The sequence below is a fragment of the Acinetobacter sp. 148 genome, assembly GCF_031196675.1.
In the GTDB taxonomy this organism is placed as follows: Bacteria; Pseudomonadota; Gammaproteobacteria; order Pseudomonadales; family Moraxellaceae; genus Acinetobacter; species Acinetobacter baumannii.
Window position 1 is genome coordinate 125,756 of record NZ_JAVIMT010000090.1, and the last position, 25,389, is coordinate 151,144.

General features: G+C 36.1%; 25 protein-coding genes and 1 pseudogene. 16 read left to right on the plus strand and 10 right to left on the minus strand.

What is annotated here, in order from left to right; genetic code table 11:
• Positions 1-4 precede the first annotated feature (4 nt).
• From RFX69_RS18195 to RFX69_RS18205, 3 genes are all read right to left on the minus strand, one after another.
• Positions 5-610, minus strand: coding sequence for a LysE family translocator (locus tag RFX69_RS18195; protein WP_289332361.1), 606 nt, complete (start codon positions 608-610; stop codon positions 5-7).
• Positions 611-660: 50 nt separating this feature from the next.
• Positions 661-1,494 carry an AraC family transcriptional regulator gene (locus tag RFX69_RS18200; protein ID WP_289332362.1) on the minus strand — a complete coding sequence of 278 codons (834 nt, stop codon included), beginning with the start codon at positions 1,492-1,494 and terminating at the stop codon, positions 661-663.
• A gap of 157 nt (positions 1,495-1,651) precedes the next feature.
• Positions 1,652-2,803, minus strand: coding sequence for an alpha/beta fold hydrolase (locus RFX69_RS18205; protein ID WP_289332363.1), 1,152 nt, complete (start codon positions 2,801-2,803; stop codon positions 1,652-1,654).
• Between the two features lie 360 nt (positions 2,804-3,163).
• Between RFX69_RS18205 and gltS the strand changes: the two genes are divergently transcribed.
• Complete coding sequence (gene gltS, locus RFX69_RS18210; protein ID WP_000397471.1) at positions 3,164-4,399, plus strand: sodium/glutamate symporter; 1,236 nt, start codon at positions 3,164-3,166, stop codon at positions 4,397-4,399.
• A 52-nt stretch (positions 4,400-4,451) separates the two neighbouring features.
• Here the strand turns inward: gltS and RFX69_RS18215 are convergent, their stop codons facing one another.
• The gene (locus tag RFX69_RS18215) at positions 4,452-5,354 is read right to left on the minus strand and encodes an ATP-binding protein (RefSeq protein ID WP_000423647.1); all 903 of its coding nucleotides are present in this window, start codon (positions 5,352-5,354) and stop codon (positions 4,452-4,454) included.
• A gap of 96 nt (positions 5,355-5,450) precedes the next feature.
• Here RFX69_RS18215 and RFX69_RS18220 point away from each other — a divergent pair, with 96 nt between their 5' ends.
• Together RFX69_RS18220 and RFX69_RS18225 are read left to right on the plus strand one after the other, a co-directional pair.
• Positions 5,451-6,149 (plus strand): FadR/GntR family transcriptional regulator, encoded by a 699-nt coding sequence (locus tag RFX69_RS18220; RefSeq protein ID WP_272402920.1) that lies wholly within the window; start codon positions 5,451-5,453, stop codon positions 6,147-6,149.
• Between the two features lie 27 nt (positions 6,150-6,176).
• Positions 6,177-6,368, plus strand: coding sequence for a hypothetical protein (locus RFX69_RS18225; RefSeq protein WP_000637306.1), 192 nt, complete (start codon positions 6,177-6,179; stop codon positions 6,366-6,368).
• 68 nt (positions 6,369-6,436) lie between these two features.
• On the opposite strand, the gene RFX69_RS18230 is transcribed toward RFX69_RS18225, so the two are convergent.
• Positions 6,437-7,075, minus strand: coding sequence for a TetR/AcrR family transcriptional regulator (locus RFX69_RS18230; RefSeq protein ID WP_000590088.1), 639 nt, complete (start codon positions 7,073-7,075; stop codon positions 6,437-6,439).
• Between the two features lie 583 nt (positions 7,076-7,658).
• Between RFX69_RS18230 and csuAB the strand changes: the two genes are divergently transcribed.
• The 6 genes from csuAB (at position 7,659) to csuE (ending at position 13,680) form a co-directional block, all read left to right on the plus strand.
• A complete protein-coding gene (gene csuAB / locus RFX69_RS18235; protein ID WP_000790104.1) occupies positions 7,659-8,195 on the plus strand; it encodes a Csu fimbrial major subunit CsuAB in 537 nt (178 codons plus the stop codon).
• A gap of 74 nt (positions 8,196-8,269) precedes the next feature.
• A complete protein-coding gene (gene csuA / locus RFX69_RS18240) occupies positions 8,270-8,818 on the plus strand; it encodes a Csu fimbrial biogenesis protein CsuA (protein WP_289332384.1) in 549 nt (182 codons plus the stop codon).
• A 5-nt stretch (positions 8,819-8,823) separates the two neighbouring features.
• On the plus strand, positions 8,824-9,342 hold the full coding sequence (gene csuB, locus RFX69_RS18245; RefSeq protein ID WP_000876473.1) for a Csu fimbrial biogenesis protein CsuB: 519 nt from the start codon (positions 8,824-8,826) through the stop codon (positions 9,340-9,342).
• Positions 9,336-10,169, plus strand: a complete 834-nt coding sequence (gene csuC, locus RFX69_RS18250) for a Csu fimbrial biogenesis chaperone CsuC (protein ID WP_272294918.1) — start codon at positions 9,336-9,338, stop codon at positions 10,167-10,169. The genes csuB and csuC overlap by 7 nt, the downstream gene beginning before the upstream one ends.
• On the plus strand, positions 10,166-12,664 hold the full coding sequence (gene csuD / locus RFX69_RS18255; RefSeq protein ID WP_289332364.1) for a Csu fimbrial usher CsuD: 2,499 nt from the start codon (positions 10,166-10,168) through the stop codon (positions 12,662-12,664). Before csuC ends, csuD begins: the two co-directional genes overlap by 4 nt.
• Positions 12,661-13,680, plus strand: coding sequence for a Csu fimbrial tip adhesin CsuE (gene csuE / locus RFX69_RS18260; protein ID WP_289332365.1), 1,020 nt, complete (start codon positions 12,661-12,663; stop codon positions 13,678-13,680). The genes csuD and csuE overlap by 4 nt, the downstream gene beginning before the upstream one ends.
• Positions 13,681-13,738: 58 nt before the next feature.
• On the opposite strand, the gene RFX69_RS18265 is transcribed toward csuE, so the two are convergent.
• The 5 genes and pseudogenes from RFX69_RS18265 to RFX69_RS18285 form a co-directional block, all read right to left on the minus strand.
• Entirely contained in the window at positions 13,739-13,972 is a 234-nt protein-coding gene (locus tag RFX69_RS18265; protein WP_000437833.1) for a hypothetical protein, read from the minus strand.
• A gap of 429 nt (positions 13,973-14,401) precedes the next feature.
• On the minus strand, positions 14,402-15,889 hold the full coding sequence (gene proP / locus RFX69_RS18270) for a glycine betaine/L-proline transporter ProP (RefSeq protein ID WP_001260521.1): 1,488 nt from the start codon (positions 15,887-15,889) through the stop codon (positions 14,402-14,404).
• A gap of 390 nt (positions 15,890-16,279) precedes the next feature.
• Positions 16,280-16,900, minus strand: a complete 621-nt coding sequence (locus tag RFX69_RS18275) for an NUDIX hydrolase (protein ID WP_001000111.1) — start codon at positions 16,898-16,900, stop codon at positions 16,280-16,282.
• Positions 16,901-17,035: 135 nt separating this feature from the next.
• Entirely contained in the window at positions 17,036-17,794 is a 759-nt protein-coding gene (locus tag RFX69_RS18280) for an HD domain-containing protein (protein ID WP_002132138.1), read from the minus strand.
• Between the two features lie 112 nt (positions 17,795-17,906).
• Positions 17,907-18,416: pseudogene (locus RFX69_RS18285) on the minus strand (GNAT family N-acetyltransferase).
• Positions 18,417-18,624: 208 nt separating this feature from the next.
• Here RFX69_RS18285 and RFX69_RS18290 point away from each other — a divergent pair.
• The 7 genes from RFX69_RS18290 (at position 18,625) to RFX69_RS18320 (ending at position 25,375) form a co-directional block, all read left to right on the plus strand.
• The gene (locus tag RFX69_RS18290; protein WP_043041626.1) at positions 18,625-18,870 is read left to right on the plus strand and encodes a CPCC family cysteine-rich protein; all 246 of its coding nucleotides are present in this window, start codon (positions 18,625-18,627) and stop codon (positions 18,868-18,870) included.
• Positions 18,871-19,679: 809 nt separating this feature from the next.
• Positions 19,680-20,234 carry a TetR/AcrR family transcriptional regulator gene (locus tag RFX69_RS18295; RefSeq protein ID WP_289332366.1) on the plus strand — a complete coding sequence of 185 codons (555 nt, stop codon included), beginning with the start codon at positions 19,680-19,682 and terminating at the stop codon, positions 20,232-20,234.
• A 234-nt stretch (positions 20,235-20,468) separates the two neighbouring features.
• Complete coding sequence (locus RFX69_RS18300) at positions 20,469-21,359, plus strand: DMT family transporter (protein WP_289332367.1); 891 nt, start codon at positions 20,469-20,471, stop codon at positions 21,357-21,359.
• A 232-nt stretch (positions 21,360-21,591) separates the two neighbouring features.
• On the plus strand, positions 21,592-22,209 hold the full coding sequence (locus tag RFX69_RS18305; protein WP_000768111.1) for a paraquat-inducible protein A: 618 nt from the start codon (positions 21,592-21,594) through the stop codon (positions 22,207-22,209).
• Positions 22,197-23,003, plus strand: a complete 807-nt coding sequence (locus RFX69_RS18310; protein ID WP_001062695.1) for a paraquat-inducible protein A — start codon at positions 22,197-22,199, stop codon at positions 23,001-23,003. The genes RFX69_RS18305 and RFX69_RS18310 overlap by 13 nt, the downstream gene beginning before the upstream one ends.
• Before the next feature lie 7 nt (positions 23,004-23,010).
• On the plus strand, positions 23,011-24,678 hold the full coding sequence (locus RFX69_RS18315) for an intermembrane transport protein PqiB (RefSeq protein ID WP_002016783.1): 1,668 nt from the start codon (positions 23,011-23,013) through the stop codon (positions 24,676-24,678).
• On the plus strand, positions 24,668-25,375 hold the full coding sequence (locus RFX69_RS18320; protein ID WP_289332368.1) for a membrane integrity-associated transporter subunit PqiC: 708 nt from the start codon (positions 24,668-24,670) through the stop codon (positions 25,373-25,375). Before RFX69_RS18315 ends, RFX69_RS18320 begins: the two co-directional genes overlap by 11 nt.
• The last annotated feature ends 14 nt before the right edge of the window (positions 25,376-25,389 follow it).

Sequence of the window (25,389 nt, forward strand, 5' to 3'; positions counted from 1 at the left end):
ATGATCAAAATATAGAGAACATGGGCCACCAGACCGAGGCTAGTAATATAATAGCCATTATTTTATTAAAAATATTTATATATTTTGGTTTTGAAAAAAGTCGAGTACTTAGTCTGCCTACTAAGGCCCATAGGTAGAGACAAGGAAATGCTATAAGTAAAAAAATGCAGGATAAAATTGAGACATTCATCAAGATATCTTGTCCTTGTTTTGTATAGACGCTAATAACTGCAAAAGCCATCATCCATGTTTTAGGATTAATCGCTTGCATTAAAAAAGAAGCCTTAAAACCAATAGGAGGGTATTGCTCATTTTTTTCTAAAGAGATAACAGGATTGTAGTTATATAATTTCCAAGCTAGAAAGGTAAGCCAGAGTAAACCACTCCATGTCATAATTTTTTGAATAGCAGGGTAAGCAAGGATAGTGGAGCCAAGGCCAATACCAACCACTAATACAAGTAAGGCTGCTCCAATACAAGAACCTAAAATAACGGGAAGTGTTTTAGAAATTTTATACTGACTACCTAAACTTAAAATTATAAAGTTGGTCGGGCCTGGAGTAATGGAGGCAACAATTGCAAATAATGAAAATGCAGTGAGGTTTTCCATCTTGTCTACCTTAGTTAATTGGGAGAGACAAGATGAAATAATTAAGATTTTTAATCTTGAAGATTTGTGCAGATTTTTCTGTAAGCGGCTGGTGTTAGTCCATAACAGCGTTTAAACCAACGACTTAAATGACTTTGGTCTGAAAAACATAAGTCAGAAGCAACTTGTGCTGGAGAAATATTTCTAGCGAGTAAATCACGTGCTCGTGTAAGTCTAAGTTGAATAAGATATTGATGAGGGGCTAAATGAAAAGTGGATTTAAAAATACGGTGAATATGGTAACGGTCTAGTCCCACCATATGTGATATATCTTCTAACCCAATATCTTCAAATAAATGATCATGCAGAATATCTCGGATTTGATGGGCGATTTGGGGTACATGAATACAAGAAGATTGAGAAACTTTTTTTAACCATTTACCTTGGGTAATATATTGAATAAGCACATCTAGACTATTGTCTTTCACAATATTCATTTCTTTATAGTGTAAGTGTTGAAATGCTTGTGAAGTAATGATTGCGAGTTGTTCATCGGATTTTAATGGTGCATCAATCACTAGTTCGTAATGCTCGGGGCTGTTGTGAAATAAACCTTGAAGGCGTTGCTTTAACCATTCTGGATGTAGATAAAGCATTTGGTAGGTAAAACCATCAGATGCAGGTGCATGTCCATCATGAATTTCTTCTGGTTCAAGCATAAAGACTTGCCCAGCATGACTATTGATTTGCTTTTTACGACAATGAAATTGTTGAATGCCAGATTCAGTTACACCAATTAAATAACTTGAATGCCAATGGGGATCATAAGCATGGCCAGTAAAATGAGCACGGATTGTTTCGATACCCGTATTGGTATCTTTTGAAATATCAACCCAGTTACTCATAAGCACTGACCCATAAACTTTTAATTTTAGTTCTTGAAACAGTATAAAAGAGATAAAAGTAGTTCTAGAAGATTTGTGCAAAAACTTTAAAAATTTAGTGTGCATTAAAACCAGCCTCAGGTTTAACAGGCTGGTTTTTCATTAATGTTTAAATTGATTAATCTGAACGCGTAGCCAGCCAATTACTCATTTCAGGCCAAACGGAACTCGGAGCTTGGCTACCGGAAACGACACCCATATGGCCACCTGGTACAGTTTTGAACATTTTATCTTGGCTACTAATTAAATCCATAAGGGGGTTAACAGCATCGGCGGTCACAATAATGTCTGTATCACCACCTACAGCTAACACTGAACAATCAATATCTTTTAAATAAGCTGTAAGTTCACCAAATTTAATTACACCTGTTGAGAGTTCATTATCAATCCAGAAACGTAAAATAATGTCACGCATAACACCACCCGGATAGGCCAGCATATTGTCGATAAATGAGCTAGAGGTAGCGTGGTCAACAATAAATTCGCGGTTATCCAGATTTTTAAAAAGCTGCCAATAGGTTTTCAAATTTCCAATTGGGTCAGTTAACTTAAAGCCTAGAGTATTTTGCCATCCGTGAATATGGAACACTTCACTGGGAACATGTTGGCGAATACGGAAAGGGGTGTGCTTACGGACCCATTGTGCAGGTTTAGTCAGGCTACCATAGAGTTTGCCCATATATCCCGCTTTATGAGTATCGATAGGTGAAGCAAGAATGATCAGATTTTTGATATCTTTATCTTTAAATAATGCCGTATAGCAGAGTGAAAGGGCTCCACCTAAACTCCAACCATGTAAAGAAAGCTGTTGTTGTCCACTATGTGCACGAACATGTTTTAACATTTCTGGCATAAAGACTTTTATATAGGTGCCAAAATTGTATTTGGCTTGATTGCGGGTAGGTACACCCCAGTCTATTAAATAGACATCAAAACCTTGAGCCAAAAAATAACGTATAAGGCTTCGTGTCGGGAACAAATCATAAATGAGCATGTTCACTGCTAATGGCGGAACAATAACTAATGGCACACGATATTTATGCGTAGAGTTGCTGGTTTCATTTCTATAATGACGTAAGCTAATAATTTCATGCTTATAAATTACGTCAAAAGGTGTTTTCCCTGACAAGGCAATCTCAGGTCCTCTAAAAAAGAGATCTGAGGCATTAGTGAGCATGTGAGGTATTTTTTGACCAGCACGCTTTTTTAGAGATGTTTTAATCGATTGTACCTGCGGGACATTCTGGCGAACTTTAAGCAATAAACTCATTGAATATAAAACCTATAAAGATGTTGCCCAGAGCAAATAACGAGCTGGTCTTTTGCGGATATTAAAGGGAATAAAAGATGAGTTCAGTGACCTAAAAGACAGGATTTTCTGTTTAAGAGATCAAAGTGAAGTTATACTAAATTAATGATTTCTTTATATAAGATTTTGAAATGATTGATAAATTAAATTATAGGGCATGAATTTGTATAAAATATTTAAAAATTTAAGCTATTCTTAAGAATAGTAAAAATTTATTGGTAGGGTAATTTTGTAAAGTTTATTTATGTTTTTTTTACATATTAAAAAATAAAATATAATTATTTTACAATCCGTTAGGAATGTATTCAGAAAGTAGTATATATGGAATTTGTTTTTAATGGTTTTTATACACTAATTTCGGCGGTCATCGTTCTATTGTTAGGTCGCTTTCTTGTCAATCGGATTGATTTTTTAAAACGTTATAATATCCCTGAACCAGTAGCAGGTGGTTTGGTCGCTGCGGTAGTTTCTTTACTTGTCCACACTTTCTGGGGATACAGTATTGTTTTTAGCAGTGAATTACAAACCAGCTTTATGCTCGTGTTCTTTGCTTCAATTGGTTTAAGTGCCAATTTTATGAAGCTTAAAGAGGGTGGTACTGCTTTAGTCATCTTCTTAATTTGTGTAGCCTCATTTATTGTTGTTCAAAATGCTGTCGGTATGAGCCTTGCAACCTTATTGGGTCTAGACCCGCTTATTGGTTTGATTGCAGGTTCAATTACTTTAACCGGTGGTCATGGTACAGCCGGTGCTTGGGGTGAAATTTTAGAAAGCCAGCATGGTATTCAGGGTGCTTTAGCGTTAGGTATGGCAAGTGCTACGTTTGGCTTGATTATTGGTGGTGTCATTGGTGGTCCTTTAGCCAAATTGCTTATTAATCGTTATAGCCTTGCTCAAGCAAAAACCAATGCTGAAATTCAGCAGCGTGACACGCATGTTGAACAAAATTCAGATGATCTTGCACCGTTTGAAAACCCGCATCAAGTTCGTTTAATTACTGCCGACAATGCAATTACCACGCTTGGTATGTTTGCAGCCTGTTTAGCATTTGCTGAATTTATGACTGGCTTCAGTAAGGGAACTTGGTTTGAGTTACCAACTTTCGTTTGGGCGCTTGGTGGCGGTGTAATCTTAAGAAATATTTTAGAAAGCGTGTTGAAGGTTGATATTTTTGACCGCGCGATTGACGTTTTTGGTAATGCGTCTTTATCTCTTTATTTAGCAATGGCATTGCTTTCGTTAAAGCTTTGGCAACTTGCTGACTTAGCAGGTCCACTTGTGGTTATTTTAGGTGCTCAAACACTGACTATGGCTTTATATGCAGCATTTGTGACTTTCCGTGTAATGGGGAAAAATTACGATGCGGCAGTATTGGCAGCAGGTCACTGTGGTTTCGGTATGGGGGCTACACCAACCGCCGTTGCAAATATGCAGGCGATTACCAATATGTATGGCCCATCGCATAAAGCATTCTTAATTGTTCCGCTTTGTGGTGCATTCTTTGTCGACTTGATTAATGCAACTGTGATTCAGCTTATGTTGAAATTTATTGCTTAATTAAAAAAAGCCCGTAAGGGCTTTTTTTATGGGGCATTTTATAGCCAACAACTTAAACCGTTAAATCTGCTGCACTTAGCATTTCTTGGCCCACAATCATTTTGGCAAATTGATTGGCAATTCTTCCTGAACGGTTGCCTTGCTGAGTTGCATATTGAATAGCTTTTAACTGAATCGTTTCCCAAGTTTCGCGTTGCTGCCATTTGTATTCATTTAGCCAGTATTGAACAGTTTTTAAATACTCTTGTTGGCTAAAGCCATAGAAATTAATTTGTAAACCAAATCTGTCCGCTAAAGAAATCTTTTGTTCAATGCTATCGCCTGGGCGTAATTCGCCATTTTCCCCGACATTTAGCTCTGTATTATCTTTGTTGTATTCGGCCACCATATGCTTTCGATTTGATGTCGCATAAATGAGTGTATTGTCTGAACTAGAGGCCAGTGAACCATCTAATACAGTTTTTAAAGTTGCGTAACTTGAGTCGCCTGCTTCAAAGGCCAAGTCATCACAAAAGATGATAAAACGCTCAGTACGGTCTTGCAGTAAGTTAATAATTTTAGGCAAATCTTCTAAATACTTTTTCTCAAGTTCAATCACCCGAAGGCCTAAGTGGTGATATTCATTTAAACAGGCTTTTACAATAGACGACTTGCCTGTACCACGTGAGCCTGTCATGAGTACATTGTTTGCCAACAAGCCTTTTGCAAAGGCTTCAGTATTTAGTTTTACTTTGTTGAGTTGGCTGTCGATATTGCAAAGATGATTAAAAGAAATGAGTTGAGGTTTACGGATCGCGACGAGCGAACCTTTGTTATTTTCTCTTTCCCATCTAAAGGCAATCGCCTCATCTAAGACATCTACAGAAATTTCTTGGGTTTTAGAAATTTTTTCGACTGCTTGAGTAAGCTTTTGAATTTCAAAAATAAGATTTGAAATTGTCTGACTTAATTCCATGAGCTCGACCTTTAAAAATGCATGAAAGAGAAATTGAACAATTAAACATGGGATGATAGTATCACCGTATGTTTAAGCTTACTAGTACCAATTTTAATGATTGAGCAAATTCAAAAAAGATCACTGGTCGATGAAGTGATTCATGTCATACGTCAGAATATTAAAAATGATATTTGGAAAGTAGATGAGAAAATTCCGACTGAACCTGAGCTTGTTCAAGGTTTGGGTGTGGGCCGAAATACCATTCGAGAAGCAATTAAAATTTTAGAATATTTAGGTGTTTTAGAAGTCAAACAAGGGCTGGGTACTTTTGTACGCACGAAAAATGACTTTTCGATTGTGATTAATTCAATTCATCATTCTGATTTATATGAACACGTAGAAGTAAGATGTTTATTAGAAATCGAAATTGCTAAATTAGCTGCTAGACATAGCACACCTGAAGATATGCGCGATGTTATAGCGTGTTTAGAACATAGAGCAGCAACAAATCAACAAGATGTTACTAACTTCATGTTAAGTGATAAGAAACTACATTTGGCAATTGCCAAGGCGACTCATAATAAAGCTTTACAGGCAACTTATGAGTATTTCTTAAACTCAAGCTATCAATACACCTTAGAGCTAGTGACTAATAAAAATTTACCTGACCCAAACCAGCAAATACATAGTGAACTTGTTCAAGCTATTCAACACAAGTCTGAGTCAGAAGCCATGCGAATTGCGGAGTCTATGTTGGCGCCCATATTACGTTCGCTAGATTCAATTAAAGCTGACTTTGTCCAAAACCACTAAATAGCTAGATCAAATACTATGAGTTTTATGATTGTTTCGAACAACTTTGCTGTTCCTTACTATTTAAATGTGAGGAAAGAAAAGGGAATGACAGCTTATTATTGGGCAACTCATCAATCTCAGTTAGCTCTATTTGACTCTTACGAATTGGCTTATCGCTTTTACTTTCCATCTCGACATATTTTGATTCGAAGTGAAATTAAAGCTTTCGCTCAGTAATATAATAATTGAGTACAACACCACCATATATTAAAAACATAGGAGAACTGGCTCCTATGTTTTAAAATTTATGGTTCACTGACTAATCTTAGTATATTTTTTAACAGTATACTTCTTAAAAATTCTTTATAACTTTCATCTGTATTTTTGTTCGAATGCTGAACTAAATATCCATTAAGTTGAGTGATTATAATAATGGCTCTTTCTTTATATTCTTCTGAAGATATTTTATTATGAATAGGAAGGATGATTTTATATATAAGTTCGAGGTTATACTTTTGTATGATTGACAAAGCTTCATATACATAGGGTAAGTGATCTGAAATAGAGAAAAACTCTTTAAATGCATTTGTAATGATCGGTTGCTCTATTTCATAAATTATATTAGTGATAATATTCATAAACCGAATTAAAGGTGGTTCATTTGCATTCAAATTAATTAAAATTTCAATACGCTGTATATAGTCACAAATTAATTTATTAAGTAAAGCTTTTAATAAAATATCTTTATTTTGAAAATAATGTTGCAAAGTACTTAAACTAATATTTGATTGAGTTGCAACTCCTCTCATACTAAATCCGGAATAACCTTTAGTAAGAAAAACTATTTCAGCATTTCTTAAGATCTGCTTTATTCTTTCTTGCCCTTTTAGAGTGGTAAAGGACTTCTTTATTTGCATAGTATCAAAGGTATCAATTTTGATCATTATCCAGCCTGTAAGTACTATTTAAAAAAAGGCATTCTAAACCATGAAATTAAAAAAATATAAATAAAATATTTAAATTCTATTAAACTAAAATTAGGTCGAACGACCTATATTTTTTTAATCTAGGTCATTCGACCTAATTAATGGTTAAAAAATGGGTCAAATGACTTATTTTTATTTCTTTAGGTAGGGTTAAAATAGGTCATGTTACCTATTTTAATAAAAACAAATAATACTTGTTTTTGTTGTGTGTATAAATAATTGTATTTGAATAATTATTTAAAAAATATGATCGTTAAAAAGATAATTTCTTTTTCTAATTTTTAGCCATTTTAATAAAGTAGGGGTGGGTATTTAATTGGGAGTTTTTGTAAGATTAAAAAAATTGATTTTAAATAACTCAACATAGTCTTTTTGTAATATGTGTATACAAGTTAAATAATTGTTATTAAATTGTGAAGAGAATCACACAATAGTAAAAGGTAGTTTGTTTTATATATAAAACAGATTAGCCATATTTTATTTGTCGAGTTTGATTCATTTTGTTCTACAAATCTAATCATTATATATGTAGGTTATGAATATGAAAAACATTCAGAAATCACTTCTTGCAGCATTAATAGTTGCTGGTTATGCGGTAAATACTCAAGCAGCTGTTACTGGACAGGTTGACGTTAAATTAAATATCTCAACAGGCTGTACTGTAGGTGGTAGTCAAACTGAAGGAAATATGAACAAGTTTGGTACTTTAGATTTTGGTAAAACTTCCGGTACTTGGAACAACGTGTTAACTGCTGAAGTTGCTTCAGCAGCAACAGGTGGCAATATTTCTGTGACTTGTGATGGAACAGATCCTGTTGATTTTACAGTCGCAATTGACGGTGGTGAACGTACAGACCGTACTTTAAAAAATACTGCTTCTGCTGATGTAGTTGCATATAACGTTTATCGCGATGCTGCACGTACAAACCTTTATGTTGTAAACCAACCACAACAGTTCACTACAGTAAGTGGCCAAGCTACTGCCGTACCAATTTTCGGTGCAATTGCTCCAAATACAGGTACACCAAAAGCGCAAGGCGATTATAAAGATACTCTATTAGTCACTGTAAATTTCTAAATATAAAAAAGAAATAATTAATTGAGTAGCAGGTTTGCTCAAATATGAGTAGACCTGTTTTAAATGGAGGGAAGATGATATTCAATCGTGGTTCGGCATTTATAATTTCTTATTTTATAATTTCTTTAGTAAATGCGGGTGAAATCGGAGCTAAATTAACTAGTCAAATTGAATTATTGCCTTCTTGTTCTGTTAATAATAATGTTGTAGAAAATAATGCAGCAAATTTAAATTTTGGAACTATAGATTTTGGTGAAGCTACCACAGCTTTTAAAGGGATTTTAGAAGCTAGTTTAGTTAATAATGGTAATTCAGGTTTTCAGATCGAGTGTGCAGGTATTTCAACTGTAAAAATAATATTTGGAGCAGGAAATAATGATAGTAATATTCCATCTTCATTTTCACAAAATTATTATCATGCTTTAAGTAATGGTAGAGATTTTATTGCTTATAACTTGCTCTATGGTTTAAATAAACAAGTCATTAAAGCAAATGAAGCTTTTATTCTTAATGATATGAATAATAAAAAGAATATCGATATTTTTGGTCAAGCAACCCATGATGGTGGTCGTATATCTAAGGGTGAATATAAAGATATAGTACCAATTACGATTGAGTTTTAAGAAAAATGAAATACTTATATTTTAAAGCAATATTTTTGCTATCTATTAGTCAATTTATATATGCAGCAGATCCTCAGCTCAATTCAAGTTTTAAAGTACAAGCTAAAATTGAAAATGGCTGTTCAATAGATAATATTGAGCAAAACATGGATTTTGGTAAATACTCTGCTTTATCAAAAAATAAAGTAGTGACTAATATTATTAATAGCAAAGGTTCTTGGAATATCCGTTGTACGGAAAGTTTACCTGTAAGTATTTCTATAGATGGTGGTGAAAACCTTCAAAATAATACAAGACGTATGAAGAATGGTTCATCCACTAATTATTTATCTTACAAACTGTATAACTCTAGCAGTTTATCCAATGAATATATTGTAGGTAATAAATATTTATTGCCTGCTACAACACCTACAAACCGTCTAGCAAATTTTGAAATATATGGTGTCGTTGATTTAGAAAATAATAATGAACCCCATGCGGCCGGAATTTATAAAGATACTGTTTCAATAATGATTACATGGTGATTTGTATGAACAATTCTGCATTTATTAAAAATAGCATTTTAAAATCTTTTTTATTTGCAAGTACATTATCACTTGTTACACCTGTGATGGCACAAGCAACTTTTCTAATTTGGCCGATTTATCCAAAAATTGAACCCAATGAAAAGGCAACTGCGGTTTGGCTTCAAAATACGGGTAAGACCGATGCGATGGTGCAAATTCGGGTATTTAAATGGAATCAAGATGGCTTAAAAGATAACTATAGTGAGCAATCAGAAATTATACCAAGCCCGCCTGTAGCCAAAATTAAAGCAGGCGAGAAGCATATGCTTCGCTTAACCAAAAGCGCCAATTTGCCAGATGGGAAAGAGCAGTCATATCGTCTGATTGTAGATGAGTTACCGATTCGACTTTCTGATGGCAATGAGCAAGATGCTTCTAAAGTAAGTTTCCAAATGCGTTACTCAATTCCATTGTTTGCTTATGGGAAAGGAATTGGCAGTGGATTAACCGAAGAAAGTCAAAAACTTAATGCAAAAAATGCTTTAGCAAAACCGGTTTTACAGTGGTCAGTTCGCAACAATCAACAAGGCCAGTCTGAGCTATATCTTAAAAATAATGGTCAGAAGTTTGCGCGTCTTTCGGCACTGAAAACTTCAAAAACAGGTAATGATATCTCTTTAGGAAAGGCTGCTTTTGGCTATGTTTTATCAAATAGCACTGTAAAGTTCGCTATTGATCAGTCGACGGCACATGAGTTGTCAAAAACCTCTAAAATTTATGGTGTGGACAGTTCTGGTATTAAACAAGAATTGATCGAAATCACCAAAATGGAGGATCCATCATGATCCTTCGGCATAATAATTTATGCAAAAGTATTTTGCTGATTTTATTGTCGGGTGGATGTTTAAATATTCCAAATACTGTGTTTGCAGGCGATTTGCCTCCACCACCAAAAGACATTAATGAAATTAATCAACTTTTTAAACTGTACCTAGATTTGGTTGTGAACCAATATTCGGTCCAGCAAATTGTGCCCGTTATTGTGAAAAATGATGAGTACTTCATACAAAGAAAGAAGCTGATTGATGAATTAGAAATTAAGATCCCTCAAGAGTTATTAACAAACACTGACACATCTTTATCGAATCAAGATGTTTTGACCTTGGGGTTTAGTGGTGACGCGAGTGATTGGATATCTTTAGATAAATTAAAAGATGTAAGTTATGAATATCAATCTTCGAACCAATACTTTAAGCTCAATTTTCCGCCCGCTTGGATGCCCACTCAAGTTTTGGGTAAAGACTCATGGTATAAGCCGGAAGTTGCTCAGTCTGGTATAGGGCTGCTCAATAACTATGATTTTTATACATATAGACCCTATCAAGGCGGTTCAACCAGTAGTTTATTTACTGAGCAGCGTTTTTTCTCTCCGTTAGGGGTCATTAAAAACTCTGGTGTCTATGTCAAAAACCAATACAAAAATAAAGGTAACGCCGAGTCTGTAGATAATGATGGCTATCGTCGTTATGACACATCTTGGCAGTTTGATAACCAAAAGAATGCTACATCTTTTTTACTGGGTGACATTATTACCGGTAGTAAAACGACGTGGGGAAGTTCTGTTCGACTAGGCGGTTTTCAGGTACAGAGAAACTATTCAACCCGACCAGATTTAATTACCTATCCATTGCCACAATTTATTGGGCAAGCTGCGTTGCCAAGTACGGTCGATTTAATTATTAATGGGCAAAAGACCAGCTCAACAGAAGTACAGTCTGGACCGTTTATTTTAAATAATGTTCCTTTTATTAACGGTAAAGGGGAAGCCGTTGTGGTCACGACCGATGCAGTCGGGCGTCAAGTCACAACAGCGGTCCCATTTTATATTTCTAATACTTTGCTCAAGCCCGGCTTATTTGATTACTCATTGTCTTTAGGAAAAATCCGTGAAGACTACGGACTTAAGAATTTTTCTTATGGAAAATTTGCAAGTGCAGCCGATGCCCGTTATGGGGTAAATGACTGGCTGACTGTAGAAGGACGCACCGAGCTTTCTTCAGATTTACAGTTATTGGGTGCTGGGTCTGTACTCAAGCTTGCAAATTTAGGTGTGCTGAGTGCCTCTTTTAGCCAAAGTAAAGCCGACAAATCTATGTCTGAAGATCGAACGAAAGACTTGGAAGGTAATCAATATACAGTTGGATACAGCTATAACCGTAATCGGTTTGGTTTTAGCATTAACCATAACCAACGTGATGATGAATATACTGACCTTTCACGGCTGCAATATAGCAATTTAATTTCAGTAAATAGCAATAAAAGCTTAACGGCCAATACTTATTTTGCGACCAAAAACTCAGGAACTTTTGGCGTTGGTTATATCAATACCAAGGCGAATGACTTTAAAAATCGCTTCTTAAACTTGTCTTGGGCGCCTGTTTTACCGACTTATATGAATGGCGTGACTGTTTCATTAAGTGCCAACCGTGATTTCATCGAAAAAGAATGGAGTGCTGCATTTCAGCTTTCGATACCTCTGTTTCAGCGAAACGCGACTGTTAACTCAGGTTATGCATTTAATAAGCAGGGCGATACTGGCTATGTTAACTTCAACCGCTCTGTTCCGTCTGAAGGTGGTTTTGGTGTCGATTTAACCCGTCGCTTTAATGAAAATAGTGAAGATTTAAATCAGGCACGCGTCAATTACCGCAACAGTTATATTAATACTGACTTTGGTCTGTCTGGAAACCATGACTATAACTACTGGTTTGGCCTATCCGGATCTCTCATTTATATGGCAGGAGATTTATTTGCCTCAAACCGATTAGGTGAGTCTTTTGCATTGATCGATACAAACCAAGTACCTGATGTTCTGGTCAGATATGAAAACAGTTTAATTGGCCGCAGTAATAAAAAAGGCCATATTTTTGTGCCATCGGTCACGCCTTACTATTCGGGTAAATACAGCGTAGACCCAATTGACTTACCTTCAAACTTTACAATCACACAAGTTGAACAACGGATAGCGGCTAAACGCGGTTCGGGCGTTGTGATTAAGTTCCCTGTTCATCAGTCTATTTCTGCCAATGTCTATTTGACTCAGGCAGATGGCAAACCTGTGCCGGTAGGGGCTGTAGTACATAGAGCTGATCAAGAGTCTTCTTATGTGGGAATGGATGGCATTGTCTATTTAGAAAATTTAAAACCGAATAACACCGTAACGGTTCAGCGTTCGGACCAAAGTATTTGTAAAGCAGATTTTTCTGTAGATGTAGAACAAGCCAAGCAGCAGATTGTGGTGGTTAAACCTGTTACTTGTCACGAGGTATCTTTGCCATGAATATAAAAACAAAAAAATTACTCAGACATTTATGTATGTTTTCTGGACTGATGTTGACGGGAAATTTGGCTCATGCTGCATGTAGCGTGAGCGCTTCAGGTACATCCTCTATTTCGGTCCCGTCTATTTACTTAATGGAAAACGGTGAAAACTCATCACAGTTTAATTCGGGTTTGTCATGTACGGGTTTTAGCTTGGCTTTGGCGAACATGACCTATTTAAAATATCGGGTTGAGCAAATGTCAAATTCATTTACCAATGCTCAGACCGGAGAAAAACTTAACGCCATTATTTTAGACAGTAACAATGAAATCATTAGCTTAGGTCAAGAAAAAGACATGAGTAGCTTTACGCTGGTCAATCTTTTTAGTGGGCCTGATGGCAATTTACCTTTCTACATACGGCTTCCGGCTGGGCAAAGTGTATCGCCGGGTGTTTATCAAGCCGACTCACCGTTAAAAGTAAAATGGTTCTATTCTGTGCCCGCAGTCGCGATTGTGGGAATCGGGGTGTTCTTTGAGAGTCCTGGGTTTAGACGCGGTGCATTGGGTATTGGTTTTAACTGGGGAAGTGGGGCAGACTCGCTTGGTTCACTCTCAATTACCGTACTTCCAGACTGCCGAATTTTAGCTCAAGACGTAAACTTTGGTACGGCGGCGTTTGCTTCCAAGCTTGAACCTGTTCAGTCGTCTATGGGAATACGTTGCTCTGTAAATACACCATATTATGTGAGTTTAAATAATGGACTTTCCCCGCAAAACGGCAACCAGCGAGCTATGAAGTCACAAACGGGAAATACATATTTAAAATACGATATTTTCAAGAACTCATCGAATGACAGATGGGGAAGCGGTAACGAGCGTTGGTCGAGTTTAAATGCAACGATTAACCCGGGGGTACATAACGGGGTAACTCAGCAGAACTATGTGTTTACTACAAAAATTGTTGATGAAAACGCAGATACAGTACCAGCGGGAACTTATCAAGATACGGTCACGGTACAAGTCGAGTTTTAAAAGCTGTTTTATATAGAAGATAAAAAGCTCAGTTCATGGGCTTTTATCTTTAACCAAACTATTCAATTTCTAACTGATCATCATCTTTGGTAATTTTAATTTTTATCTTTTTATATTTCCGCTTATTTGGATCTAGCGCCGAGTTTATTACTTCATCGGCAAAAGGCGGGCACTGCATGAGTTTTGCATAAGCTCTATAGCCGATGCGTATTCGACTAGGCGGGCAATCGGTTCTTTTTGAATAGTATTCAATGAGTGAGTTCAGTTCTTGTAATAAAGTTTGCTGTTCCATCATACATACTTAACAATTAGATAACTCAAGCATAATAGATTTAAACCTTTTGCTGTGTAGCTGTTTATCATAAGCACCCATCAAAATTGTGATGGAGTTCTCTAAAATAACTTATATATGTATTAAGTTTGTTTTGGGGTAGGCTGAGGCGTTTTTTTAATTGAATTGTCACAATGGAAAGCTAAGTTAGACCTATAACAAAAACGAATGAAGATTGTTGCGAACAATAAAACCAAGAAGCAATTTTCAACTAAAGCTGGTCTGCTGTAATTAAGCTAATTCGAAAGAATTGGCTTTTTTATTTATTAAATATTATTCCTAATAATAGATTTACTAAGTTAATTCTTTTTTACTATCAAATTGAATGAAAAATATATTAAAAGAATAGCGACATTTAAGTCGCTACTCTTATAAAAAACGTTGCTTTACTCATGCTATATCAGGGTGTTTATCAGCAAGTTTTTGACGTTTTTGTTGAAGCTCCTGAATTTTCTGATCAATATTTTCAATTTTCTGTTCAATAGTTTCATGAAACTCTTCAAGTAACTCTTGTGCTTCCTCTATATTGTGAGCAATAGGCACGCCCCCGATTAAAGGCTTATTGGCTGTTTCCTTTAAATACATTGCAGTAGCAATACCTACCACCCCGCAAATCATCAAGTAATAAGCTGGAACCATCAGATTATGGGTAGTTTCAACTAGAGTTGCGGTAAGAGTTGGGGTTAAACCAGCAATAACCACTGAGAAATTAAAGGCAATACCTAAAGCGCTATAACGGATTTCAGTTGGAAATAGGGCAGGTAAAGTTGATGCCATCACTCCGATAGACATATTGAGAGATAAAGCAAGAATAAGTAAGCCTATAAAAATTTGATAATTTACTCCAGAGTTAAGTAATACAAAGGCAGGATAGGACAAGAAAATAAGAGAAAAGCTTCCAATAAAAATAAATGGGCGACGTCCGAACTTATCACTCAAATAACCAATCACAGGTTGTACAAATAACATGCCAACCATAACCGCAATGATAATAAGTGCACCATGTGCTTCTGAATAGCCTAAGTTATGCGAAAAATAGCTTGGTAAATAAGTTAGCAACATGTAGTAAGTAACGTTAGTGCTGATTACGAGGCCAATGCACACCAATAAACTACGCTTATGTTTAACAAAAATTTCTTTGAAACTAAATTTTTGAGGTTTGCTTTTTTGTGCTTGTTGCTCTGAATGCTGTTGATATACAGGGGTTTCTTCAAGGCGGTTTCGTAAATATAAACCGATTATGCCCAGTGGTAGAGCGAGAAAGAATGGAATACGCCAACCCCACTCGGCAAAACGTGCCTCACCCACGGCGTGTGTGATCAAGGCGACAGTTGCAGCCCCAAGTACAAAGCCGGCTATCGATCCAAAATCAAGCCAGCTTCCCATAAAGCCACGTTTTCGGTCTGGAGAATATTCAGCTACAAAAATCGCAGCACCTGAGTATTCACCACCAATGGAGAAGCCTTGTACAATTTTTACGATGAGTAAAAGAATAGGTGCCCATAAACCGATTGTTTCATAAGATGGAATAAGGCCAATACCAAAGGTACTGATGGACATAATAATGACAGTAATGGCCAGAACTTTTTGACGTCCGTATTTGTCACCTAAATGTCCAAAGAAAAGACCACCTAATGGACGGAAAATAAAAGGTACTGAAAATGTAGCAAGCGCGGCAATCATTTGCACGCTTGGTGAAGCATCTGGGAAAAATACTTTACCGAGAACGTATGCCACATAACCATAAACTCCGAAATCAAACCATTCAATTGCATTACCTAATGCAGCTGCAGTAATCGCTTTTTTGGTTTTTTCGTTCTCGATGATATTGATATCATCAATCTCAATAGGTTTTACTTGTTTTTCAGATGTGCGCATATCTAGCCTAAGAATTGAATCTCAGTATTTAAAGTGAAAATATACGGTTTTAAATACTGAATTAAAAAATTGCAGAATAAAGAGACAGAATAACGATGAGTTACTCAAGAAAAGGGAATTAAGAGGTGTTCTCTTAATGATCAATAAGATAGCAAAAGAGAACTAATTATTTGTTTATGTTAGAGTTTTAAATTGTGGAGAAATTGTATGGATAAAGTTACATAAGTTTACTTAGTGGTAAAACTGAATTATGGAGTAAGAAAATCATATAAAAATTGATAAAAGACATTAGATTAGCATAAAAGTTAAGCGCTACTTTTTGAGCTTAAAAGGCCAAGTTTTTTTACTTTTCATATACAAAAACTGAACTTGCCTTATATCAGGTTTTCATTAATCAAACTTCGTTGCTTCAGGGATTGACTCTAAATAATCAAAAAATTGTTGAATCTGTTCTTCAGTTACACGTGCTGTAGAAATCGGGGGTAATTCATCTCTACTAAAGAAGCCAACTTCTGGTGTTTCAATACTTGGGGTAAGCTCGCCATCAATAATTTCGCACCAGAAAAATGCCTTATACACATGTAAAAACATTGGAGGATGAGGGTGCTTGGTTCTATCAGTTAAGGCTAATAATTTAATGGCTTTAACCCGCAATCCTGTCTCTTCTAAAACTTCTTTTTCTGCATTTTCCGATGCTGAGTAGCCTACATCAGCCCAACCACCGGGAACAGACCAGCGTCCATCGCCAATTTCTTTTGCTAATAACAATTTATTTTCTTTAAACACAACTGCTCTAACATCTAGTTTGGGAGTCGCATAACCCACATCTTGAAGAACATTATTAATAAAATTTTCTGTATTAATTTCTTTTAGTTCTAATAGATGTTCAATATGCCCTAAAAGTTGCTCATAACGTTCTTTATCATAAACATCTTTTGAATAATGTAAGCCTGTTTGAGCAATACCAGTAATTTTATTTAGAATTTCTAACCACTTAACTGAATCATTCATTAGAGCGGGTGCCTTTAATTTATATCTTTTGCATATATTAAGGCATACTCATGCTAAGGAATATAAAACAGTTGTTAATTGAAATTTCTCGTCATGATAGAAAAGTTGTTTTATGACTAATATGTTTAATTAAACTTATTCATTATATAAATTTGATTTAATCATGAGGGGTAATCCAAGGTCATATAATAAGTCTGTTCGCGAACTCGGAACATTTTTTCTCTCTAAATTAATAAGTTTAATAAATTCTTTATTAAATTGATTTCTAGGATATTTTTCTAAAATTTCATTTCTAAAAGATAAGGGGAGCTTATATTGGTTGTCACTAATTACATCACAAGAAGCACCTTGCTGTAATAGAATAACTTCAGGTGGATCAGAATCCTCTATATATCCATTCATGTGTAGACATATAGCATCTTTAATCACTTCGCTTTTCTTGTCATCAAAGTTATATTCTTTCGCCTTTTGCTCAAATTGTTTAGCGCTTTCATATGTAAAACATTGACAGCCTTTACTATGTATATGTTGCTCAGTTAGACCAATATCATGAAAAAGTGAAGCTAATAAGAGTGACTCAGGGTCAAACTGCCGGTTTTGTAAATTACCTAGGGCGGCTCCCCAGAAGTATGTTCGCCATGAATGATTGTAAATAGATATACTCGCTTTTGATTCTAGTTCCTCAAGGGCAATTTTAATCATTTGAGTATCTGGTACTACAATTTGCCCTATATCAAAATCGTTACCAGTTTGAAATCGATAATAATTTATTTTTATAGAACTCAGGATACTAGGCATCATAATTTTTTGAATTAATTTAATTTTTTCTTTGAAGCTGAGCTGACCATTTGTAGCTTGCATCCATTGATATGAACCAATTCTTATATTTTTCATTATTAGATCTCATTTTAGAGTAATTGCTCCAAAATATTGCCATAGCTGTTATTTTGCAAGTTGTATCTTTTATGAAGCCAATAGCCATTTGATTAATATGATTTTTATAGAATTAAAAGCTAACAGGAATTTCATAGGTTACAAGTTCGTATTTGGGGCCAGTAAACTTTGAAACTACTTTGCCCCCTAAAGATTCAGCAATTTTGCGACTTGGGTAGTTTTCTTCTGCGACGGGATAAACAAAAAAGTCCGGCTTAACAAAGTCAATTGCCCATTTTGCTACTGCTGTTACAGCTTCTCTACCATAGCCATGATGGTGATAGTCTTCGCGTATCTATATGCCTAACTCTGGGTTACTGGTTTGCATACGATGTAGACCAACAAGGCCTATAAATACTTGAGAAGATGTCGCTCTAATAACAAAAATAATTTCAGTGCCAAGAGCAAAGTTCTTTAGCCAATTACTCCAAGTTTGATCGAATTCATGCCTTGGTTGAGGATCCCAAGCCATATAGCGTGTGAGCGTAGGGGTAATACAGTTATAAGTTTCATCTGCATCATTTGCAGTAAATGGTTTTAGGGTAAGCCTTTGAGTAGAGAGCGTTACTATATTTAAAGTCATAATTATCCTTGTATAAATGAATTAAATTGTTATCAAAATATATTATTCATATTAGAGTTAAATAATAAGAAACTCTTACCAATAATAACTATAAAAGTTTTAGTCTTAAATGTTAAAAATAAAGTCCACATTCATGAGTTATCCATAAAATATGCTTAAACCTACTGATGGTATAATTTATTGATATAGACAAAGATAGGAGAAAATATTGTCTTACGCATGTCCATGCTGTGGTTATCTTACATTTGATGACTTACCCTATGGTTCTTTTGAAATCTGTGCAGTTTGTTTTTGGGAAGATGACAATGTTCAGAATGAAGATCCTGATTACATGGGAGGAGCAAATGGTATTAGCTTAAATATGGCTAAGCAAAATTTTCAATTATTTGGAGCAATAAAAAAAGAATTTATACCATATACTCGTAAACCACTTGAAGAAGAAATCTGCAGATAAATAAATATATTCATATAAATGGGATGGAATATACTTACATATTTACATCTCCAGTAATGAGCTTTTATTAATTTATTATTTATGAAATTAATATCTATGTAATTAATTGAATTTTGATTATTTTATAAAATTTGAATCAATTTATTTGAAATCCTTAAAGAAGAAATAATAGCCATTTCGTCTTATGTCAGTGTTTTATAAACCCCAAATGAACAATAAATTTTAATTATTTATCCTTACTTTTTAATGATCTATTTTAAAACAAATGTCATTTTGTGTGCTTGACTGTAATAGGGCAGAGCACTATCCTTTGCCTGCTGGTCACATTACCAGTCAGCTTTTGACAGAGCTGGTACAAAAGGCGCACAACAACGTATTATTTCGTTTTGTGCGTACTCCTAAGTCACGCCTTTATGGTGAGGCTAGGAGGGGCACGCTTGCGTGCGCTGGTTTCCTTTTGTACCAGTCTGTCAACCCTTCTAGTCTTGCCACCATTATTTGACAGTAATTGGTAAGACTCTTTTAAATCAAAAGGAGTCCGCACATGCGTACTATTTCTTATTTATTGGCCTTTGCCAAATTCTCTCTATTTATACCGCCTAAACAGTCATTAAAACGGCTCACTAGACCGTAGGTTTTCTACGCCTTAAGAATCGTTACGACTCAAAATCATAGCAACAATAAACCCGAGATAAGCGAGCACACCATTTTGTGCGGTTTTCGCATGCCTGTATTTAGCACTCATTTTAAGAGTGACGGCATTTTTATCTCTTTTTACATACAACAAAAAATTATTTTAAGCGGTATACATGAAAAATTTAATCACTTCATTTAGAGCATTACACGTGCTCCACATAGCATCGGATTTATTTAAACAATACGGGTTTCATAAGGTTGGGGTAGACCGAATTATTAGTGAAACTAAAATTTCCAAAGCTACTTTTTATAACTACTTTCATTCAAAAGAACGTCTGATTGAAATGTGCCTTCTACTTCAAAAAGACACATTAATGGAAAAAGTAAGAGTGGAGATAGAAACGACTCACTATTCAACTTTCGCTCATAAACTCAGGCAAATCTATCACTTACATGCCAATTTAAAGAGCGCTTATTATCTGTTGTTTAAAGCAATTTTTGAAATTAAAACGAGTTATCCTACAGCTTACCAAACGGCAAGACGCTATAGACGATGGATTAAAAATGAAATTTTCTGCCTGCTTATGGAAACTAAAAAAGCCGTTTCATATGCCGAAGCGGAAATTTTTATATTTATGATAGATGGGGCAATTTTAGGACTTTTGACTTCAGATAGCGTTGAAGAACAAACCAAGTTGTTAGATTACTTTTTAGTGAGGGTTAACTAAATTTATTGAGCTAAAGAATCAGTATTTTAGAATGAATTAACTATCTTTTTATTTTGAAATAATGATTTCTTAATTAAAAATTAACATGATTAATCTTTTATTTTATTGTTCTAGATTTTAAAAAGGACAAGTTATTTAGACTGAAAACTCACCAAATACTAAGAAAGAGTGAGTTTATAAAATCTGAAATAAAAATAGATGAAGACTTAACAATATAAATTTTTGGAGAAATTCGTGGATGATCATCATTTAAAAAGAAAAGTCGGCACGCTTGAAATGGTCGTAGCCATGCTGCTTTCAGGGAGTATTGGTCTATTTGTGATTAAGTCAGGTCAATCACCCGTTAATATTGTATTTTTCCGTTGCCTTATTTCAGCGCTATGTTTATTACCGATTTGTTACTTCTATGGTCATTTTAGAAAAGTATACTTCGGTAAAAAAGAACTGTTTTTAATGGTGACTTCGGGCCTTCTAATTATTTTTAACTGGGTTCTATTGTTTGCCGCTTTTCCTAAAACTTCTATTTCTTTAGCGACGATTGTTTATCACGTGAACCCGTTTGTCATTTTATTTTTAGGGGCTTTGGTCTTTCACGAAAAGCTCAATAAAAATGATGTGCTATGGACCATCGTTGCTTTTATAGGGCTAATCGTGATTATAGGCTTAGGCAGTGCTTCGGTGAACTCTAATGAGTTAGTCGGCTTGGGGCTGGTTCTTATTGCCACAACACTTTATTCAATATCGGTATTAATCACTAAAAAATTAAGTAATACACCGCCTTTATTAATTGTATTTATACAAACTCTGAGCGGGGCGATTGTCATGGCTCCTTTTATTTCGGTTTTTGAAAACCCGCCGATCGGTCAACAATGGCTGTTTGTGGTCGGATTGGGAGTTTTGCATACCGCATTTCTCTACTATTTAATGTATTCGGCAATTAAGAAAATACCTTTAAATAATATTGCGATCTTATCTTTTATTTATCCAATATCGACCATAGTGATTGATTATTTCTTCTTTGATCATGTGTTGACGAGTACTCAAGTTTTAGGTGCAGGTTTAATTTTATTAGGCGTATTGGGTGTGAAGTTGCATTGGAATATTTTTGCGTTGAAGAGCGCCTAATTTTATTCAAATACAATATCCATTTAATTTTAAACGTGTTAAAAGCTCCTTTGAGAAAAGGGGCTTTTAGTTCTTTTTCTTTTATTTAATAAAATAATTCATTGATACAGTCACTAATTTTTTCTTGAAGAAATGAGATTAGTTTGGCACATTGCTTATAAATACTATTTTAGGCAAGCGTTATAGTAAGCAATTATTAGCAGAGTAAAACGATAAATCTTAGAGTATAACTATGAAGCTTAAAGAATTAGCAGGATGTGAGGAGTGCGATACCGTCTATCGTAGAGTCCCGCTTGCTTACGGAAAAAGAGCTTATTGTGTCTGCTGTGGTGCAGAGCTTTATCGGCATACCAAGCCTTTTACTACATTGTTAGCTCTAATTTTAACGGCCCTCATTGTATTTGTTATTGCCAATAGCTTTCCCATTGTCAAAATTGAACTGCAAGGCAACATATCCGAAACCACTTTACTGGGCGCCGTGTGGGTAATGTTTCATTACGATCGGGCATTTGTCGGTGTTCTTATTTTAATTACTACATTCATTGTGCCACTTACGTATTTGTTATTGCTGGGCTATGTACTCGGTACGGTCAGTATATTAAAGAAACGCCCCCAATTTTTAGTCGGTGCCTTGCGAACACTTTATTTTATGAGAGTGTGGGGAATGGTTGAGGTGTTCCTGATTGGAATTCTGGTCACGCTTGTAAAGCTAATGGGCATGGTTCTTGTTATTCCGGAAATTGCTCTATGGGCATTTGCGGTCTTGAGCCTATTAATGGTTTATATTACTTCCGTAAAGGTGAGTGATATATGGAATGAAATTGATAGGTCACAGCCATGGCAAAAATAAAAAATGTGACTCCTGAAAAAATCACAAATACCAATATGATTTTAAAACAATATCCAAGAGCCAAAGATCTTTCACTGATATTGTGTCATTGCTGTGGCTTATTGAATTCTTCAAAAGTAAATAAAGCTGAGGCTCATAAAAACCAAATTCTCCGCTGTGTTAGATGCCATAGCGTTTTGCACGAGCGTAAGCCGGGAAGTTTAAACCGTACCTTCGCTTTAGTGGTGGCTGCGACCATTCTCTATATTCCTGCAAATGTCCTTCCTATGACCGTAACTGACTCTCTTTTGGGCCGTCAGCAAGATACCATCATGAGTGGAGTAATTTACTTTTGGCAAAGTGGAGACTATTTGGTGTCGGTGGTCATTTTTATGGCGAGTATTTTTATTCCGATGCTAAAGCTTCTTATTTTGTATTTCCTGTTGTTGGTTGTATATATACAGTCATCCGCGGCGTGGAAGTTTGCACCGGAGCAATGCATTAAACTCTACCGCATTGTTGAATTTGTAGGGCGCTGGTCCATGATTGATGTGTTTGTGGTAGCCTTACTTACCGCTCTTATTCAAATTCAATCACTTGCAACTATTTTAGCGGGACCGGGTTCAATTGCTTTTGGTGCGGTTGTGGTTTTAACCATGTTTGCATCTTTAAGTTTTGACCCACGTATTATTTGGGATAATTTTTATGCATCTCAAAATACAAATAAACCAAACCGTGTTTCTTCGGAAAAAAACACAATTATTCAGGCAGAACACTCGCCTTTGAATAATGATTCCATTAATCCCAGTCAATAAAAGAACAATGAGTATGTCTGAAAACAAAACAACCAGTGAGACCTCAGATCATCATGAAACAGATGTTGAACTGGAAAACATGAATGATTTACCAGAACCCCAAGAAAAGAAAAATCGGTGGAAGCCTCTACTAATCTGGATTATTCCACTTATTGCGCTGCTGATTGCGCTTTCTTTGGCGGTGAAAGCATTACTTTCTAATGGACCAACCATTGAAGTATCTTTTCGTACCGCCGAAGGTTTAGTCGCAGGTAAAACAACAGTACGCTATAAGCAGGTAGACATTGGGGTGGTACGGCAAATCGATCTTGCAGAAGACCGATCTCACATTATTGCGCGCATTGATTTACGTAAGGATGCAAGCAATTTCGCTGCTCAAGATTCACGGTTCTGGGTAGTGCGTCCACGGATTGGGACAAGTGGGGTTTCAGGCATCGACACTTTATTGTCGGGTTCATATATTGAAGTGGATGGCGGGAAATCACCCGAGAAAAAACTTGAATTCACAGGTCTGGAAATACCGCCAGTGATTACCTCCGATGTGCCGGGCAAAGAGTTTTTCTTGAAAGCCGATGATTTGGGATCTTTAGATATTGGTTCGCCAATTTATTACCGAAGAATTAACGTAGGACAAATTACAGCTTATAAGCTATCTGATGACGGTAAAAGCGTAGAACTTCAGACGTTTATTCGTGCGCCGTACGATAAATTTGTAACGACTGACACACGTTTCTGGCAGGCAAGTGGTATTGATGTGACGTTAAATGCTTCAGGCTTTAACTTAGATACTCAATCGCTTGCAAGTATTGTTGCTGGTGGTATTGCGTTTGGTTTCCCTGAAAACTCAAATGCGACTGTCGCTGCTAACAAGAGCCGTTTTAATCTTTGGGACTCAAAAGCTGAAGCATTAAAAGAGCCGGATGGTCTACCACGTGGCGTGATTATGTACTTTGATCACTCATTACGTGGTTTGGCTGTGGGGGCGCCAATTGACTTCATGGGAATTGAAATTGGTAGCATTAAATCAATTAATGCAGAGTTTTATAACAACTATAAGCAGATTCGCATGCGTGTTGAGGCAGTGATTTATCCTTCACGCGTTGAAAACGGCCAAGCACTTAATCCAAACAGCGACATTTTCAAAGATTTTGTTGAGCATGGATGGCGTGCCCAAATGAGAACCGGCAACCTCTTAACGGGTCAAAACTATATTGCTTTAGATAAGTTCCCTAAAGCAAAACCTGCCACTCTACAAATCTTGAATGATGGCCGTGTAGTAATTCCAACCACTGCAACGGAGTTAAGCGGTTTACAGGCACAGGTTTCCCAAATTGCTGATAAATTAACGAAATTCCCACTAGTCGAAATTGGGCAGGATGTTCGCAAAACGCTTAAGAATATGAATACAGCCATTGAGTCTACCGACAAGCTGGTTAAACAGTTAGATGGTAAAGTTGCTCCTGGTTTACAAGCAACCTTAGACGATGTTCGTAAAACTGTAAGATCTTCCGAGTCTATTTTGTCGAGCGATGCGCCGTTACAACAAGATGTACGTAAAGCACTACAACAAATGACTCGTGCGGCTGCATCATTACAGTTAATGGCAGACTATATTGAACAACATCCTGAATCTATTATTCGTGGTAAGAGACCAGAGGCCAACGATGAAAAATAAAAAGAACCGATCATTGCAACACTCTAAAGTAGCCAAATGGCTGCTTGGGAGTGGAGTGCTTTTGGCAGCGATAGCCATGACAGCATGTTCTAGTTCACCAACACCAAACTATTATACGCTTACACCTAAAGTGACTCCGGTCTCGAACTCGACTGTGCAGGTGATTGAGGTCTTGCCGGTCGGGATTCCAGATCGCTTAGACCGTGCGCCACTGGTGCTACAAGACAGTAATGGTAAGTCGACTGTACTTGATAATGAGCGCTGGACATCGACTTTGGGTACACAGCTACGCGATACCTTATCGGCTGGTTTGCAACAAAAACTTGGAGCAATTGACAGTTATAGCAGTGGGCTTTCTGGAAACAATCAGCCTCTATATCGAGTTTCTACTGACTTTTCTCATTTTGATATTGTAGATAATAGCAATATCAACGTTGCCGTATCTTGGGTAGTGAAGCGCCAAGTACCGCCCACTCAACTAGAGTCAACGAATCCTAAAGTAATCTCGAATAGAGGAGCGCAGCTCAATTGTAGAATTGCGTTTAAACAGCCGATTGATCAAAAAGCTAAAAAAATGGAAGCAATTGTAGGTGCTTCAAATGAAGCGATGAGCCAAATTATTAATACCATCTCTTCTTCAATTGTGGCGCTAGATTCAAATAAAAAATCGATTATTAGCAATGGTGTCTGTTCGTAAAACGCATCGTTTTT